Origin of the sequence: Actinoplanes sp. NPDC049681 (assembly GCF_044465265.1) — a bacterium.
Taxonomy (GTDB): Bacteria; Actinomycetota; Actinomycetes; order Mycobacteriales; family Micromonosporaceae; genus Actinoplanes.
On sequence record NZ_JBITLP010000010.1, the window covers coordinates 204,097 to 217,586 of the forward strand.

A 13,490-nucleotide genomic window follows, 5' to 3' on the forward strand; every position below is an offset into this window, starting at 1 on the left:
AATCCTTGATCGAGCGGCTGCTCACGGGGGGTAGGAGGCGACAATGCGGGCGATCTGGAAGGGCGCGGTCTCGTTCGGCCTGGTGTCGATCGCTGTCAAGCTGTACTCGGCCACCGAGGAGAAGGACATCCGGTTCCACCAGGTGCACCGCACCGACGGCGGCCGGATCAAGTACCAGCGCACCTGTTCGATCGACGGCGAGGTGGTCAGCTACGACGACATCGCCAAGGGGTACGACATCGGCGGCGGCGAGATGGTCATCCTCACCGACGAGGACTTCGCCGAGCTGCCGCTCACCACGTCCCGGGCGATCGACGTGCTGCAGTTCGTGCCGGCCGACCAGATCGATCCGCTGCTGTTCGCCAAGGCGTACTACCTCGAGCCCGAGGGCCAGGCCGCCAAGCCGTACGTGTTGCTGCGCGACGCCCTGACCGAGGCCGACCGGGTCGCGATCGTCAAGATCGCTCTGCGTCAGCGCGAGCAGCTCGCCACCCTGCGGGTTCACGACGACGTCCTGGTGCTCAACACCATGCTGTGGCCGGACGAGGTACGCACCCCCGACTTCGGCTTCCTGGACGACGACATCGAGACCCGCCCCGCCGAGCTGGCGATGGCGTCGTCGCTGATCGACTCGATGGCCGGCAGCTTCAAGCCCGAGGAGTTCACCGACAACTACCGGGCGGCGTTGCAGGAGGTCATCGACGCCAAGGTGGAGGGCCGCGAGATCGTCGCGCCCGAAGAGGCCGAGGAGGCTCCGGCGGCCGCCGTCGATCTCATGGCCGCGCTGAAGGCCTCCGTCGAGCGGGCGAAGAAGGCCCGCGGCGAGAAGCCGGAGGACCAGGCGCGCGCCGTCGAGGCGACGCCGATGCCCAAGAAGAAGGCGACGCCTGCGAAGAAGACGGCTTCCGCGAAGAAGGCAACGCCGGCGAAGAAGGCGACGAAGAAAACCGCCTGATTAACTGGTCCGCGTGGGATTGACGTGGGCTGAGTCTTATCTGGGTCGGGTTCGCACGAGCGTCGGGGACGCCGACACCCTGCTGTTCGTGGGCGCGCGCGGCGTGATCCTCGACGAGCAGGGGCGGCTGCTGCTGATCCAGCGCTCCGACAACCGGCGCTGGGCCATTCCGGCCGGCGCGATGGAACTCGGCGAGAGCATGCAGGACTGCGCGATCCGCGAGGTCTGGGAGGAGACCGGCCTGCGGGCCACCTCACTGACGCCGTTCGCGTTCTACAGCGCGTACACGTATACCAACGAGTGGGGGCACACCTACCAGCAGATCCTGATGTCGTTCCGGATCCACGAGTGGGAGGGCGAACTGCAGAAGGTGACGGACGAGTCGGTGGACGCCGGCTTCTTCCCGCTGGACGCGCTGCCCGGCCCCCGGTCCCGGATCATCGAGGAGACCCTGGCCGACCTCGCGACGTTCGAGAGCACGGGCCGCATGGTCCTGAAATAGCGTCGCGCCCGGCGGCGGGCCGGGGCAGGATCGACGCTCGATGGACCTCACCCCGCTGCGCACCTCCCGCGACTTCCGCCTCGTCTTCGCCGGCGGGGCGGTCTCCGGCTTCGGGTCGTTCATCACGTACGTCACCATCCCGTACCAGGTGGCGGCGCTGACCGACGACCCGTTGATGGTCGGGCTGCTCGGCGTGTGTGAGCTCGTACCGCTGCTGGTCATGGCGTTCGTCGGGGGCGCCCTCGCCGACTTCCTGGACCGCCGTCTGCTGGTGCGCGGCGGCGAACTGGCGCTCGCGGCACTCTGCGGGGTGCTGCTGCTCAACGCGCTGTCCGCCGAGCCGCACCTGTGGCTGCTGTTCGTGATCGCCGCCCTGACGGCCACGGTCGACGGCCTGCAACGCCCGGCGCTCGAGGCGATGATCCCGCGGCTGGTGCAGCCGGAGGAGCTGCCGGCGACCATGGCCCTCAATTCGCTGGGCATGCAGATCGCGCAGCTCGGCGGCCCCGCGCTGGCCGGCGTCCTCATCGCGTCGGTCGACCTGTCCCTGGTGTACGCGTTCGACCTGCTCACCTTCGCCGTCTCGGTGACCTGCCTGACCCTGGTGAAGGCGGTGCCGCCGCCACCGGACGCCGACCGCCCGTCGCTGCGGTCCGTGGTCACCGGCCTGCGCTACGCCCGCAGCCGCCCCGAGCTGCTCGGCACGTACCTGGTCGACATCAACGCCATGTTCTTCGGCATGCCCCAGGCCCTCTACCCGTTCCTCGCCACCCAGCTCGGCGGCCCGCGGATCCTGGGCCTGCTCTACGCGGCCCCGGCGGTCGGTTCCCTCCTGGCGACCCTCAGCTCCGGCTGGACCGGCCGCGTCCACCGCCACGGCCTGATGGTGATCGTCGCGGCGGCCCTGTGGGGCGTCGGCATCGTCGGCGTGGGCCTGTCGGAAACGCTCTGGCTGACGCTCTGCTGCCTGGCCTTCGCCGGTGCGGCGGACATGGTGTCGGGCATCTTCCGCTCGATCATCTGGAGCCAGACCATCCCCGACCACCTCCGCGGCCGCCTCGCCGGCATCGAGATGCTCTCCTACACCACCGGCCCGCTGCTCGGGCAGCTGCGCTCGGGCCTGATGGCCCGCACCCGCCTGGGGGTGGGCGGCTCGATCTGGGTGGGCGGCGCACTCTGCATCATCGGTACGGCCGCACTGGCGCTCAGCCTGCCGAGGTTCGTCCGGTACGACGGCAAGGACGGCATGGCACGCAAGAAGGCCGAGGACGAGGCCTGGGCATCCCGCTCCTTCTCAGGCGCGGCCGCCGACAAGGGAGACGGTTAGCCGGATCGGCTTGCGCTGCAGCACCTCGGCCATCGACAGCTCGCCGCGGCAGAACGCCTGGAACGCCCGCCAGCCCAGCGGCATCCGCATCGCCGTGTGCATCAGCCCGGGATACCGGGAGAACACGCCCAGCAGCCGGCGCCCCGCCGCCATCTCCGGGGCGAGACGCGCCTCCACCAGCCGCTCGTACTCGGCGAGATCCTCCGGAGTGCGGGCCCGGGCGGCCACCTCCCCTGCCCAGGAACCGGAGCGCAGCGCGTAGCTGATGCCCTCCCGCGTCCACGGCTCGACCAGGCCCGCCGCGTCGCCGACGACGAGCACCCGCCCGCGGCGTACCGGCGCGTCCGCGCTGCGGCAGCGGGTCAGATGGCCGGAGTCGCGGACCACCTTGCGGTCGGTGAGTCCGAGCTGCCGCAGGAAGTCCGAGAGGTATTGCTTCGTGTCGGCGCCCCGGCCCTTGGCCATGATCACGCCGACGGTCAGCTCGTCGTCCTTGGGGAAGACCCAGCCGTACGACCCGGGTACGGGCCCCCAGTCGAGCAGCACCCGCCCCCGATAGGCGGCGCGGTCCTCCGGCGTCGCGGCGAGCTCGACCTCCAGCCCGAGATCCTGCTGGTCGAACGTGACGCCGACGTACCGTGAGGTCACCGCAGCGGAGCCGTCCGCGCCGATCACCGTCCGCGTGGTGATCACCTCTCCGTCGGCCAGGGTCACCCGCGCCTCGCCGGCGTCCTGGTCGACCGCGCGGACCTGGGCGTTCTGGCGGACGTGCGCGCCGGCGGCGACGGCGGTCCCGTACCAGGCGAAGTCGAAGTCGTCGCGACGCACCATGGTGAGCAGCGGGCGATGCGCGCTCCGGCGGGTGAACGCGCGCCTCCCCCGGTCGGTGAAGGTGATCGCGTCCACCGTGTCCCGCGCCGGTACGGAGATCCGGGGGCCCGCTATCTCCAGCGAGGTGCCGATCAGCCCGCCGCCACAGGTCTTGTAGCGCGGGTGTTCCGCGCGTTCCAGCACGATCGTTCTCGCCCCGGCCGACGCCGCCGCACAGGCCGCCGCCAGGCCGCCCGGACCTCCGCCGACCACGGCCACGTCCCACTCCGCCACCACGACCGGAGTCTATCCAGGCGTTGTTGTGTACAGACGTACACAACATATGTACGCTTGTACACATGACGGAGCCGACTATGCGCGACCGGATGCTGGCCGGCGAGCTCTACATCGCCGACGACCCGGAACTGTTCCGCGACATGGAGCGGGCAACCACCCTGAGCCACCGCCTCAACACCATGGACCCCACCGACGTGGCCGGTCGCCGAGCCGTGCTCACGGAGCTCCTCGGGGGGTTCGGCACGGACAGCGAGATCAGGCCCCCATTCCGGTGCGATTACGGCTACCAGACCTTCATCGGCGCCCGTACGTTCGCCAACTTCGGCCTCATATGTCTGGACGTCGCTCGCATCACCATCGGCGACGACGTGCAGATGGGCCCGAACGTGCAGCTGCTCACCCCCACCCACCCGGTCGCCGCCCGCCCCCGCCGGGACAAGTGGGAGGCGGCCCGCCCCATCACGATCGGCGACAACGTCTGGCTCGGCGGCGGCGCGATCGTCCTTCCCGGGGTCACCATCGGCGAGAACACGGTGGTCGGCGCCGGCGCGGTCGTCACCCGCGACCTCCCGGCCAACGTGGTGGCCGTCGGCAACCCCGCCCGCATCATCCGCGAGGTCGAGCCGTGACCGCCTCCGCCCGGTCCGCGCGCCGTCACGACCCCGACCGCAGGTCCCGCATCATCGACGTGACCGTCGACATCATCGCCGAGCACGGCGTCGCCGGAACCACCCACCGCCGCATCGCGGCGGCTGCGGACGTACCCCTGGGGTCGCTGACATATCACTTCGACGGCCTGAACGACCTGCTCACGCAGGCCTTCCGCCGGCACGCGGAACGCATGTCGGTCTCCTACGCCGCGGCCTTCGCCGAGGTACGCACCCCCGAGGACTTCGTCGACGCCGTCACCGATCTCATCCACAGCGACGCGGACGCCGACTCCCGCGATTGGGCCGTGGCGTACGAGCTCTACCTCGCCGCGCTGCGCGACCCGGCGCTGCGCCAGGTGACGGAGTCGTGGATGCGAGCCAGCCGGTCGGTGCTCGAACGCTTCATCGACCCGACCACGGCCCGCGGCGTCGACGCCCTCATCGAGGGCCTGGTGATGCACAAGGTCCTGGCCACCACGTCGGGCGCGACGCGCGCCGAAACCCACGACATCATCGCCCGCCTGGCCGATGCCGCCACCGCCGGGAGCCACTCGTGACCACCCCCATGTCCACCGCCACGCCCGGCACCGACGTGCGGGCCGCCACGCGCGCGGTCTACATCGCCTTCATCGGCGCCGGCGTCGCCATGGCGTCATGGGCCACCCGCATCCCCCAGGTACGCGACGGCCTGAGCCTCACACCGTCGCGGCTCGGACTCGTCCTCCTCGCGATCGCCACCGGCTCGATCGTGTCGCTGGTGCTCGCCGGCCAGATCGTCGCGCGACTCGGCTCCCGGCGCACCGTCACCGCCATGGCCGCCGTCCTTGCCGTTGCGCTCGCGGTCGTCGGCCTCGGCTACCCGTACGGCGTACCCCCTGTGCTCGCGGGCCTGTTCCTCTTCGGCTTCGCCAACGGCGCCTGGGACGTGGCCATGAACGTGCAGGGCGCCGTCGTGGAGCGCCGCCTGGGACGCGCCATCATGCCCCGCTTCCACGCCGGCTACAGCGTCGGTACGGTCGCCGGCGCCCTCGCCGGAGCGGGAGCGGTCGCGGCGCACATCCCCGTGACCGCCCACCTGATCGTCTCGGCCGCGCTCGTGGCCGTCGCCGTCATCGTGTCGGTCCGCAACTTCGTCCCCGACAACGCCGAGCCGCCGGCAGCGGAGCACGCCGTCGCGGAGGAGCACACCGTCGCCGGGACGTTCGCCACCTGGCGGGAGCCACGCACCCTCCTCATCGGCCTCTTCGTCCTGGCGTTCGCCTTCGCCGAGGGCGCCGGGATCGACTGGATCAGCGTCGCCCTGATCGACGGCTACGGCACGGCCGCCACCACCGGCACGCTCGGCTTCGCCCTCTTCCTGACCGCCATGACCGTGGGCCGCTGGTTCGGGCCGGCGTTCCTCGACCGCTACGGCCGCGTCCCCGTCGTACGCGTCCTGGCCGCCCTCAGCTTCCTCGGCCTGGCGATCTTCGTCTTCGGCCCGACGACCGCGACAGCCTTCGCGGGAGCGCTGCTGTGGGGCCTCGGCGCCTCCCTGGGCTTTCCGGTGGGCATGAGCGCGGCAGCGGACGACCCGTCCCGCGCGGCACCCCGGGTGAGCGTCGTCGCCTCGATCGGCTACTGCGCCTTCCTCGGCGGACCGCCACTTGTCGGCTTCCTCGGCGACCACGTCACGGTCCTCAAGGCGCTGACGGCGGTGGCTGCCCTGCTCGCGCTCGCCACCGCCGTCGCCGGCGCGATCCGCCCGCTCCCGGCCGCGCGGTGAGCCCTCAAGACTACGAGTCGCGATCCCCATCCTCGGGCGCGCGCAGCGGCCAGGGCGCCCACTGCACCGCCGCGGCGAAACCTTCCCGCCGCGCGTCCCGGGCCTCCCGGCTGTCCAGCGGGATCTGACGACTCGCCCGGAGCCCGGGGCCGATCAGGCGCGTCTCGCTCCACGAGCCGGTCATGCCCCGGCGTACGCGTTCCCAGAGGCCGCCCTCGACATGCGCCGCGGACAGCGCGCGAAGGTCGGCCACCAGCTCGTCCGGGTCCTCGGTGCAGTCGTCGCAGCCGCAGTCCGGCATCGCCTCGACGAACCACCGTCCGAGGCGGAGCACGATCCCCGGGAAGTCGGTGAAGGTGATCGCGAACGGTCCCGCCCCGGGATATCTGGGCACCAGCCGTACGGTACGGACGATCTCGGCGTCGGGCTGCGGGCCGACCGCTTCCTTGACCTCGCGCCGGTCCACGACGTATCGCTCGGTCAGCTCGTCGAGCAGCCGCTCCGCGGCGTCGTGGAGCACCTGGAACCGCCCACGCTCACCGGCCCGGACGGCGCGGTGATCCGGCCGTCCCCTCCCGTCGCCCACCTGGGCAGTATGCCGCGCCCGGCCCGAGCCGAGGACGGGATCTCAGAAGCTGAAGTCGCCGGAGCCCACTCCCTCGACGAAGGCCGCCCATTCGGCCCCGGAGAATCGGAGCGGTTCCACCGCCGGGTTCTTGCTGTCGCGGACCCAGAACTCGTCCCCGACCTTGGCGACCTCCACGCATGCGCCCGTCGAGCACCGGCCGGCCCTACGCCACACGACTGAGTTGTCCGTCCTCTTGGTCATGCTTGCTCCTCCGTGACGGTTTCCCGACCCACGGTACGAGACTCGCGCTCGCGGCTACAGGAGGAAAGATGAGTGAAAGCATGGCAGGAGGGGCCTTTCGCCGACTAAGGGGCGAAAAGCTCCGTTAGTCCCGTCATGCGGGTCGCGGACGGTCGCGTGAATCCCACTGAGTTGCGCACGACGCCTGGCCGCACGCAAGCCAGTGACGTCATTCGCCTCCGAACTCGTTCGCCTTGACGCCGAGTACGAAGGCGGTCCACTCACCCCGGGTGAAGGTGAGCGGCGCCGCGGTGAGGTCCTTGGAGTCACGGACCATGACGCGGTCCGGGAACTGGGCGACCTCGACGCAAGCGTTGGTGCTGCAGCGGCTGCTCTTACGCCACTGAGCGGTCTGAGTGGGATTCACCGTTGAACCTTCCGGATGAAAACAGCTGTCGAGTCGATTAACCTTTCGGCCTCTGGAAAGTTGCTAGATTTTTTTCGCCGTCAGCGCAGCTCTCTGATGCGTTTCCTCACGAAATCGACGGTTTCATCTTCATTTAGTGCCGCTTCCCAGAGCTTCCGGTACCGAGCGAAGTGCCGCGTGGTCACAGCCTTGTCCTCGACGATCTCGTCCGTCGTCCCGGTCTCGCGGTACATGACGGCGTTCACCTTGTCGCCGGCGTCCGACTCCTCCTCCTCGCTGCCGAGGAAGAGGATGTCGAACCCGGCGTTGTAGGAGAGCGCGGCGTCCGCGGAGAAGGGGAACATCCGGATCGACACCAGCCGCTGTTCCTCGAGGCGGAGGATTTCTTCCAGCTGGTCCGCGAAGATGCCGGGACCACCCTCCGCGCGCATGAACACCGACTCGTCCAGGAGCGCGGTCATCCGCAGGGAACCGATGCGCTGGAGCACCGCTTCCCGCCGGATCCTGCGGGCCTCGAGCCGGAAGTGGCGCTGTTCCTCGGAGATCTCGTCACGCCACTTCTCGATGAGTGCCTTGGAGTACGACGGGATCTGCAGCAGGGCCGGAATGTGGAACAACGAGTAGCTGTGCATCGACGTCGCCTCGGTCTCATATTCGATGAGCCGGCGGAGTCCGTCGGTGAGGTACTCGCGGAACTCAGGCTTCTGGTACCAGGCCTGGCGTTGCCGCGTACGGGCGATCTTCGCGGTGGCAAGGAGATCGGCGACCTGCGCACGGTCCTTGACGTTGAGGTAGTTGAGCAGCGGTCGCAGATCGTTGGGCGCGATGGTGACGTCGCCGTTCTCGATCCGGATGACCTTGCTCAGGCTCCATTCCATCTGTTCCGCGACGTCGAGCTGGGTGTAGCCGGCGGCCTCCCGCGCCTCGCGCAGCACGAGACGCACGCGTCTGCGTGCAACCGTGGGCGAGTCACCCTCAGCCATGAGTCCTCAACGTCGATTCAGTGTCATACCGCATCAAAGTGCTACCTCGCTGGTTGCCAGACGGCACCCAGCGAGGTCGCGCATCAGCCTACCCACTGTCCTATCAGAACCGGACAGGCGGGGCCGAGTGTTTCCGAAAAGAGACAAGTCACAGACCCGAAACTCTCGGTGATTCCTAGGCGGTCGCGAGACGGCGCACCTCGGGAACCGAACCCGAATCCTCGATGGCTCGCATGAGAGCCCGGGCCACCTGGTTGAACATCTGCTGGTCGGCCGAGGAGTACAGAATGATCTCCGCACCCCGGTACGTGGCCCGTACGTGCCACCACCGGTCGCTACGGCGTCTCGCCGCCACCATCACCACGGCGACGATGACCGCCACGCCGGCCACCGCATAACCGGCAGCCGGGCCGATCAGCGACCAGCTCGCCGCCGTCAGAGCCACCATCCCGGCGCCCGCGGCGAGCAGTCCGCCCATGCCGTCGGGGGCGGGAGCACCCTGCACCCGTACGACGTTGCGGAGGTCACGAACGGCGAAGACGGCCTCCACCGAGGGCGTACGACGGATGAAGTGCTGGTCGGTCACGCGTGCGTCGGGGCCACGGTAGTAGGTACGCATTGCGAACTCCCTTCCATGCTCTTCCGCGAGAGGGAAAGGGCGTTGCGGAGAGAATTCCCGTCTCGCTCGAACGGGCCGGAGAATGCACGAGAGGCAAGCACGGCACCCGGTTGCCGCCGGGTGCCGTGATGTCGTCTCCCCTCACTCTGTCCGCCCTGACTGCCTGCGATGAGTACAGCATGGCCACCATCCTGAGCGCTACCTCTCAACATGCCACCTCGCAGATTGCGAACAAGCAGTCTCAGGCGGCGGCGGAGTCGTCCCAGGAGGAGGGCGGCCGGGCGTCCTCGATGGCCCGCCGCAACGCGCGACTGACCTGGTTGAAGATGCGCGCGTCGGCCGACCCGTACAGATCGACCGTTTGACCTCGGTAGATCGCCTGGAGCAACCACGTCCTCGGGCGGCTCCGCCGCAGCAGCGCGGCCGCCGCCATCCCGAAGCCCGCCAGGCCCACGACACCGATCGCCAAGAGCGGCGACAGCTTCCACAATGGCCACGCCGCCACCAGAGCGACCGCGCCGCCACCCAGCGGCAGGGCCGTCGGTAGGCCCGCGCCGTCCACACTGGCGATTCCCACGTTCCGCAGGTCCCGCACCAGAAAGGCCTTCGTCGTGGTGGGCGTACGGTGGACGAAATGCTCGCTGGTCACCGTCGCGTCGGGCCCACGGTAATAGATGCGCATGACGAACTCCCCCCTTCCGACTCCTTGCGAGGAGAGGAAAGGCGAGCCACCATTGGCGCAGAGAGAATTCCCCGCCTCGCTCGTGTGCCGCAGAGCTTCAGAGGCAACAACGGCACCCGGTTGCCGCCGGGTGCCGTTGCCCGTTCGCCTCAGCTCCACTCGTCTTGCCTGACCTCAGTACAGCACGCCACCCGGCTCTCCGCCACACATCAACCTGCCATATCGCAGATTGCGTACGAGCCAAGTACGCGTCTCAGCGCGCCGCCAGCACCGCCGCGAGAGCCACGGCACCAGGGAGGACCTGCACGAACAGGATCCTGCGGTTGGCCGTTACGGCGCCAAAAATTCCGGCGACGATGACGCAGCACAGGAAGAAAACGATGAAGGCGAGGTCGTCCGCGATGAGGCCGTACACCAATCCCGCCGCGAGGAAGCCGTTGTACAGACCCTGGTTCGCAGCCAGTGGCGCACTCTCCGCGGCGAACTCGGCAGTGGTACCGAAAACGGCACGCACCCGGTCCGTCCGCCAGAGAACCATCTCGAGCACGAGAATGTAGACGTGGATCAGGGCCACCAGGCCCACCAGGATCTGCGCGACCGGCTTCATGCGGCTCACCCTGGCGATCAACTCGCCCATCGACGCGTTTCACCGGCACAACGACCGGGTAGGCCAACCGAGAACCGGACAAAAAGCAGCTCAAGGAGGGTGAAGACCAGCATGGAGAGCCGACTCAAGATCGCCGGCCAGGCGGTCCAGCCCGTCCTGGTGATGTTCCCGCTGGGGCTCTTCGCGATGGCCGTCCTCTTCGACGTCGGCAATCTGCTCGGCGGACCGGACATCCTCGGCGCCCTCGCGTACTGGAACATCCTCGCCGGCCTGATCGGCGGCATCCTGGCCGCCCTGGCCGGGGCGGTCGACCTCATGTTCGTCCGCAACGGCACCCCGGCGAAGCGCGTCGGCGTCCTGCAGGGCCTCGCCAACATGGGCGTCCTGATCCTCTTCGCGGTCATCCTCATGCTGCGCATGCGCACCCCCGACCGGGTGGCGGGCGGCGGCCTCCTCGCCGTCGAACTCCTCGCCCTCGCCGGCGCGGTCTTCGGCGCCTGGTACGGCGGCGAGCTCGTCAACCGCCGGGCCGCCACGTTTGCCCGCGCCCAGGCCGGGAACCGCACGTACTGAAAGGAGACCGATCATGCCCACCTCGATCAAAGGCAAGCGTGTCGCTTTCCTCGCGACCGACGGCGTGGAAGAAGTCGAGTACACGCAGCCCCGCAAGGCCGTCGAAGAGGCAGGCGGCTCAGCCGACCTCGTCTCCCTCAAGAACGGCAAGATCCAGGCCGTGAATCACATGGACAAGGCAGGCACGTACCCGGTCGACAAGAAGGTGAAGGACGCCGACGCCGACCACTACGACGCCCTTGTTCTGCCGGGCGGCGTAGCCAATCCCGACTTCCTGCGCACAGACCCCGACGCGGTCCGCTTCGTCCGCGACTTCTTCACGGCGGGCAAGCCGGTGGCAGCCATCTGCCACGGCCCCTGGACGCTGATCGAGGCCGGAGTGGTCGACGGCCGCACCCTGACCAGCTGGCCCAGCCTCCGCACCGACCTGGCCAACGCCGGCGCGACCTGGGTCGACGAGGAGGTCTACGTCGACCAGGGCCTCGTCACCAGCCGCAAGCCGGACGACCTGCCGGCGTTCTGCGACAAGCTCCTCGAAGAGATCGCCGAGGGCGCTCATCAGGAACAGCACGCCTGAGCACCACCGAACCTCCCTCGACGCGTGCGGGTGCACGAGCACGGGTATCCGGTCCCCGGCCGCGGTGAGGATCACCTCCGTGTGTCCGGGGCCGAAGCGGTAGCCGGTCGCGTCGAGCAACGCGATCACCGCCGCCTCCATCGCCGCGCGCTCGTCGTCGCGTACGGGCGCGGGGAAGAGGTGGCCGGTCTCGACGAAGTTCGGCGGACCGCTCGTGTGCTTGGCGGTCACCCCGACGACGACGTGCCGGCCACCGGTGGTGAGCGGTCCTCACCCGGGGTCCCGACTGGGGGCTCGGCACCAACCTCCTGACGACCGCCGACGGCGGCGGCACGACCCCGGTCGGACGGGCTCGACGCGCGGACCAGCGCGGTCTTCGACGGCGAGATCTACAACCGCGACGAGCTTCGGTGCGACCTTCGGCGGCGCGGCTACCGGTTCGACGACCGCTCCACCGGAGCCGTCATCCGCGCGCTGTACGCGGCACACGGCGACCGTTTCGTCGAGCGGATCGACGCCATGGCCGCCATGGCTGCCCGGTCGGCCGGGGCTCATCGCGTACCCGCGGTCACAGCCGGTCCTGCCTGATCCCCGTCCTGCCTCGATCCGTTTCAAGTCATCCGGATCACGAGTAGTCGGGCGCCGTCGCGGTGGCGGCTGGGCATCATGGTGCGGGCCCGGCGCATCGGGCCCCCACCGCCGTTCGACGAGGAGGACCATGCCGGATCCCGAGCCGCACGACCGACTGCTTGCCTTCGGCAACCAGCTCATGGAAGTGCACATCTTGTTGCGCGACGAGCTGGCCGACCTGCGCGACAACGTCGACGCCTACTTCGCCGGCCGTGGGGGGCCACCCCGCGACCTGCGGACGCACTGCCTCGCCTTCTGCGCCGGCCTGCGCCGGCACCACACCGGCGAGGACCAGGAGGCGTTTCCCGAGATCCTCACGCACTTCCCGGAGCTGCACGGGCTCATCGTCCAGCTGCGCACCGACCACAACCGCATCGAGTGGACGATGCACAACCTCGAGAAGCTGCTGCAGGAGCTGCCGGACGAGCCGAGCCCGGCGGACGCCACCCGCTTCCGCGCCGAGCTCGACTCGATGACCGCCATCATGGAAACCCATTTCCGGTACGAGGAGAAGAAGCTGCGGAGCGTTCTCGACTCCTTGGACATACCGCGCTGGCGGACCGATCCCCCGGCGTTCCTGAGGTATACCTTTCCGGACGACGCACTCGAATAGAGACAGTCCTCGTTCGGGTCCTAGACGACCGGGCGGGCGCGGCGGCGACGGGCGGCCAGCACGGTCACCACACCGGCGGCGATTACCAGCAGGCCGATCCCACCGAGCCGACCAGCCCCCGCGCCGGTGGTGGCGAGGCTCCGACGACCGCCCACGACGCGGACTTTGCTCCTGCCGGTGATCGGCGCCACTCCCTTGGCAGAGAACGTCATGCTCACCGTCCCGGTGTCCCCCGCCTTGGCGGTCCTGGCAGCTTTCACCAGCACGGGCAGGTAGAGCTCGATCGTTTCCCCTTCGAACGAGAGCACCCGCGGATCGGTGCAGACCACCCGGGCCGGTGACGGCTTGACGCACACGCCACCGCCGTCGCCAGGGGTGATCCGAACCCCGGCGACCCCACTCAGGCGATAGCTGACCTTCGCGCCCGTGAGTTTGATCGGACCCTTGGTGGACCAGAGGCTCGGTCCCAGCGGGTCAACGGCGGTGCCACCTACGGGGACCTCGATGTCGGGAAAGGCCGCCGAGATCGGATCGCCGTTCTTGATCCCCCCGGCCTGCGCCGGCCCGGCCGCGGTGGCAAGGAGAACCCCGGCTACCCCCAGCGCGCCCACGAGGCGCCGCGCGTACAGATGCTGCATCGCCACTCCTGATACGAATCAGCCGCC

Annotated in this window: 18 protein-coding genes and 1 pseudogene; 10 read left to right on the forward strand and 9 right to left on the reverse strand. The window is 69.4% G+C overall.

Translation table 11 applies throughout. From position 1 onward, the window contains the following. The first annotated feature begins 43 nt into the window (after nt 1–43). From ACIBO8_RS33205 to ACIBO8_RS33215, 3 genes are read left to right on the forward strand one after another with little or no spacing between them, the layout of a single operon-like run. Entirely contained in the window at nt 44–955 is a 912-nt protein-coding gene (locus tag ACIBO8_RS33205; protein ID WP_396119385.1) for a Ku protein, read from the forward strand. A 13-nt stretch (nt 956–968) separates the two neighbouring features. Beyond that, the gene (locus tag ACIBO8_RS33210; protein ID WP_396119386.1) at nt 969–1,457 is read left to right on the forward strand and encodes an NUDIX domain-containing protein; all 489 of its coding nucleotides are present in this window, start codon (nt 969–971) and stop codon (nt 1,455–1,457) included. Between the two features lie 40 nt (nt 1,458–1,497). Then, nucleotides 1,498–2,784, forward strand: a complete 1,287-nt coding sequence (locus ACIBO8_RS33215) for an MFS transporter (protein WP_396119388.1) — start codon at nt 1,498–1,500, stop codon at nt 2,782–2,784. Here ACIBO8_RS33215 and ACIBO8_RS33220 read toward each other — a convergent pair. After that, nucleotides 2,752–3,888, reverse strand: a complete 1,137-nt coding sequence (locus tag ACIBO8_RS33220) for a geranylgeranyl reductase family protein (protein WP_396119582.1) — start codon at nt 3,886–3,888, stop codon at nt 2,752–2,754. The two genes, ACIBO8_RS33215 and ACIBO8_RS33220, sit on opposite strands and share 33 nt — an antisense overlap. Nucleotides 3,889–3,953: 65 nt before the next feature. Here ACIBO8_RS33220 and ACIBO8_RS33225 point away from each other — a divergent pair, with 65 nt between their 5' ends. From ACIBO8_RS33225 to ACIBO8_RS33235, 3 genes are read left to right on the forward strand one after another with little or no spacing between them, the layout of a single operon-like run. Continuing rightward, the gene (locus ACIBO8_RS33225) at nt 3,954–4,520 is read left to right on the forward strand and encodes a sugar O-acetyltransferase (protein WP_396119389.1); all 567 of its coding nucleotides are present in this window, start codon (nt 3,954–3,956) and stop codon (nt 4,518–4,520) included. Further along, nucleotides 4,517–5,098, forward strand: coding sequence for a TetR/AcrR family transcriptional regulator (locus ACIBO8_RS33230; protein WP_396119390.1), 582 nt, complete (start codon nt 4,517–4,519; stop codon nt 5,096–5,098). The genes ACIBO8_RS33225 and ACIBO8_RS33230 overlap by 4 nt, the downstream gene beginning before the upstream one ends. Then, nucleotides 5,095–6,306 carry an MFS transporter gene (locus ACIBO8_RS33235; protein ID WP_396119391.1) on the forward strand — a complete coding sequence of 404 codons (1,212 nt, stop codon included), beginning with the start codon at nt 5,095–5,097 and terminating at the stop codon, nt 6,304–6,306. The genes ACIBO8_RS33230 and ACIBO8_RS33235 overlap by 4 nt, the downstream gene beginning before the upstream one ends. 10 nt (nt 6,307–6,316) lie before the next feature. Here ACIBO8_RS33235 and ACIBO8_RS33240 read toward each other — a convergent pair whose 3' ends face one another. The 7 genes from ACIBO8_RS33240 to ACIBO8_RS33270 form a co-directional block, all read right to left on the reverse strand. Further along, nucleotides 6,317–6,892 carry a DUF6226 family protein gene (locus ACIBO8_RS33240; RefSeq protein ID WP_396119392.1) on the reverse strand — a complete coding sequence of 192 codons (576 nt, stop codon included), beginning with the start codon at nt 6,890–6,892 and terminating at the stop codon, nt 6,317–6,319. 42 nt (nt 6,893–6,934) lie between these two features. After that, the gene (locus ACIBO8_RS33245; RefSeq protein WP_396119393.1) at nt 6,935–7,135 is read right to left on the reverse strand and encodes a DUF397 domain-containing protein; all 201 of its coding nucleotides are present in this window, start codon (nt 7,133–7,135) and stop codon (nt 6,935–6,937) included. A 208-nt stretch (nt 7,136–7,343) separates the two neighbouring features. Next, nucleotides 7,344–7,541 carry a DUF397 domain-containing protein gene (locus ACIBO8_RS33250; RefSeq protein WP_396119394.1) on the reverse strand — a complete coding sequence of 66 codons (198 nt, stop codon included), beginning with the start codon at nt 7,539–7,541 and terminating at the stop codon, nt 7,344–7,346. An 80-nt stretch (nt 7,542–7,621) separates the two neighbouring features. After that, complete coding sequence (locus tag ACIBO8_RS33255; protein ID WP_396119395.1) at nt 7,622–8,485, reverse strand: helix-turn-helix domain-containing protein; 864 nt, start codon at nt 8,483–8,485, stop codon at nt 7,622–7,624. Nucleotides 8,486–8,699: 214 nt separating this feature from the next. After that, nucleotides 8,700–9,143 carry a DUF6232 family protein gene (locus ACIBO8_RS33260; RefSeq protein WP_396119396.1) on the reverse strand — a complete coding sequence of 148 codons (444 nt, stop codon included), beginning with the start codon at nt 9,141–9,143 and terminating at the stop codon, nt 8,700–8,702. Between the two features lie 241 nt (nt 9,144–9,384). Continuing rightward, nucleotides 9,385–9,825: a DUF6232 family protein gene (locus ACIBO8_RS33265; RefSeq protein ID WP_396119397.1), complete on the reverse strand. Its 441-nt coding sequence runs from the start codon at nt 9,823–9,825 to the stop codon at nt 9,385–9,387. Nucleotides 9,826–10,078: 253 nt separating this feature from the next. Continuing rightward, a complete protein-coding gene (locus ACIBO8_RS33270) occupies nt 10,079–10,462 on the reverse strand; it encodes a DUF1304 domain-containing protein (RefSeq protein ID WP_396119398.1) in 384 nt (127 codons plus the stop codon). Between the two features lie 81 nt (nt 10,463–10,543). Between ACIBO8_RS33270 and ACIBO8_RS33275 the strand changes: the two genes are divergently transcribed. The 4 genes and pseudogenes from ACIBO8_RS33275 (at nt 10,544) to ACIBO8_RS33290 (ending at nt 12,825) form a co-directional block, all read left to right on the forward strand. Next, entirely contained in the window at nt 10,544–11,005 is a 462-nt protein-coding gene (locus ACIBO8_RS33275; RefSeq protein ID WP_396119399.1) for a DUF2231 domain-containing protein, read from the forward strand. Between the two features lie 13 nt (nt 11,006–11,018). Beyond that, nucleotides 11,019–11,582, forward strand: coding sequence for a type 1 glutamine amidotransferase domain-containing protein (locus ACIBO8_RS33280; RefSeq protein WP_396119400.1), 564 nt, complete (start codon nt 11,019–11,021; stop codon nt 11,580–11,582). A gap of 363 nt (nt 11,583–11,945) precedes the next feature. Continuing rightward, nucleotides 11,946–12,170 (forward strand): annotated as a pseudogene (locus ACIBO8_RS33285) (hypothetical protein); the annotation flags it as partial. Between the two features lie 130 nt (nt 12,171–12,300). Continuing rightward, a complete protein-coding gene (locus tag ACIBO8_RS33290; RefSeq protein WP_396119401.1) occupies nt 12,301–12,825 on the forward strand; it encodes a hemerythrin domain-containing protein in 525 nt (174 codons plus the stop codon). Between the two features lie 20 nt (nt 12,826–12,845). On the opposite strand, the gene ACIBO8_RS33295 is transcribed toward ACIBO8_RS33290, so the two are convergent. Next, a complete protein-coding gene (locus tag ACIBO8_RS33295) occupies nt 12,846–13,463 on the reverse strand; it encodes a hypothetical protein (protein ID WP_396119402.1) in 618 nt (205 codons plus the stop codon). Between the last annotated feature and the right edge of the window lie 27 nt (nt 13,464–13,490).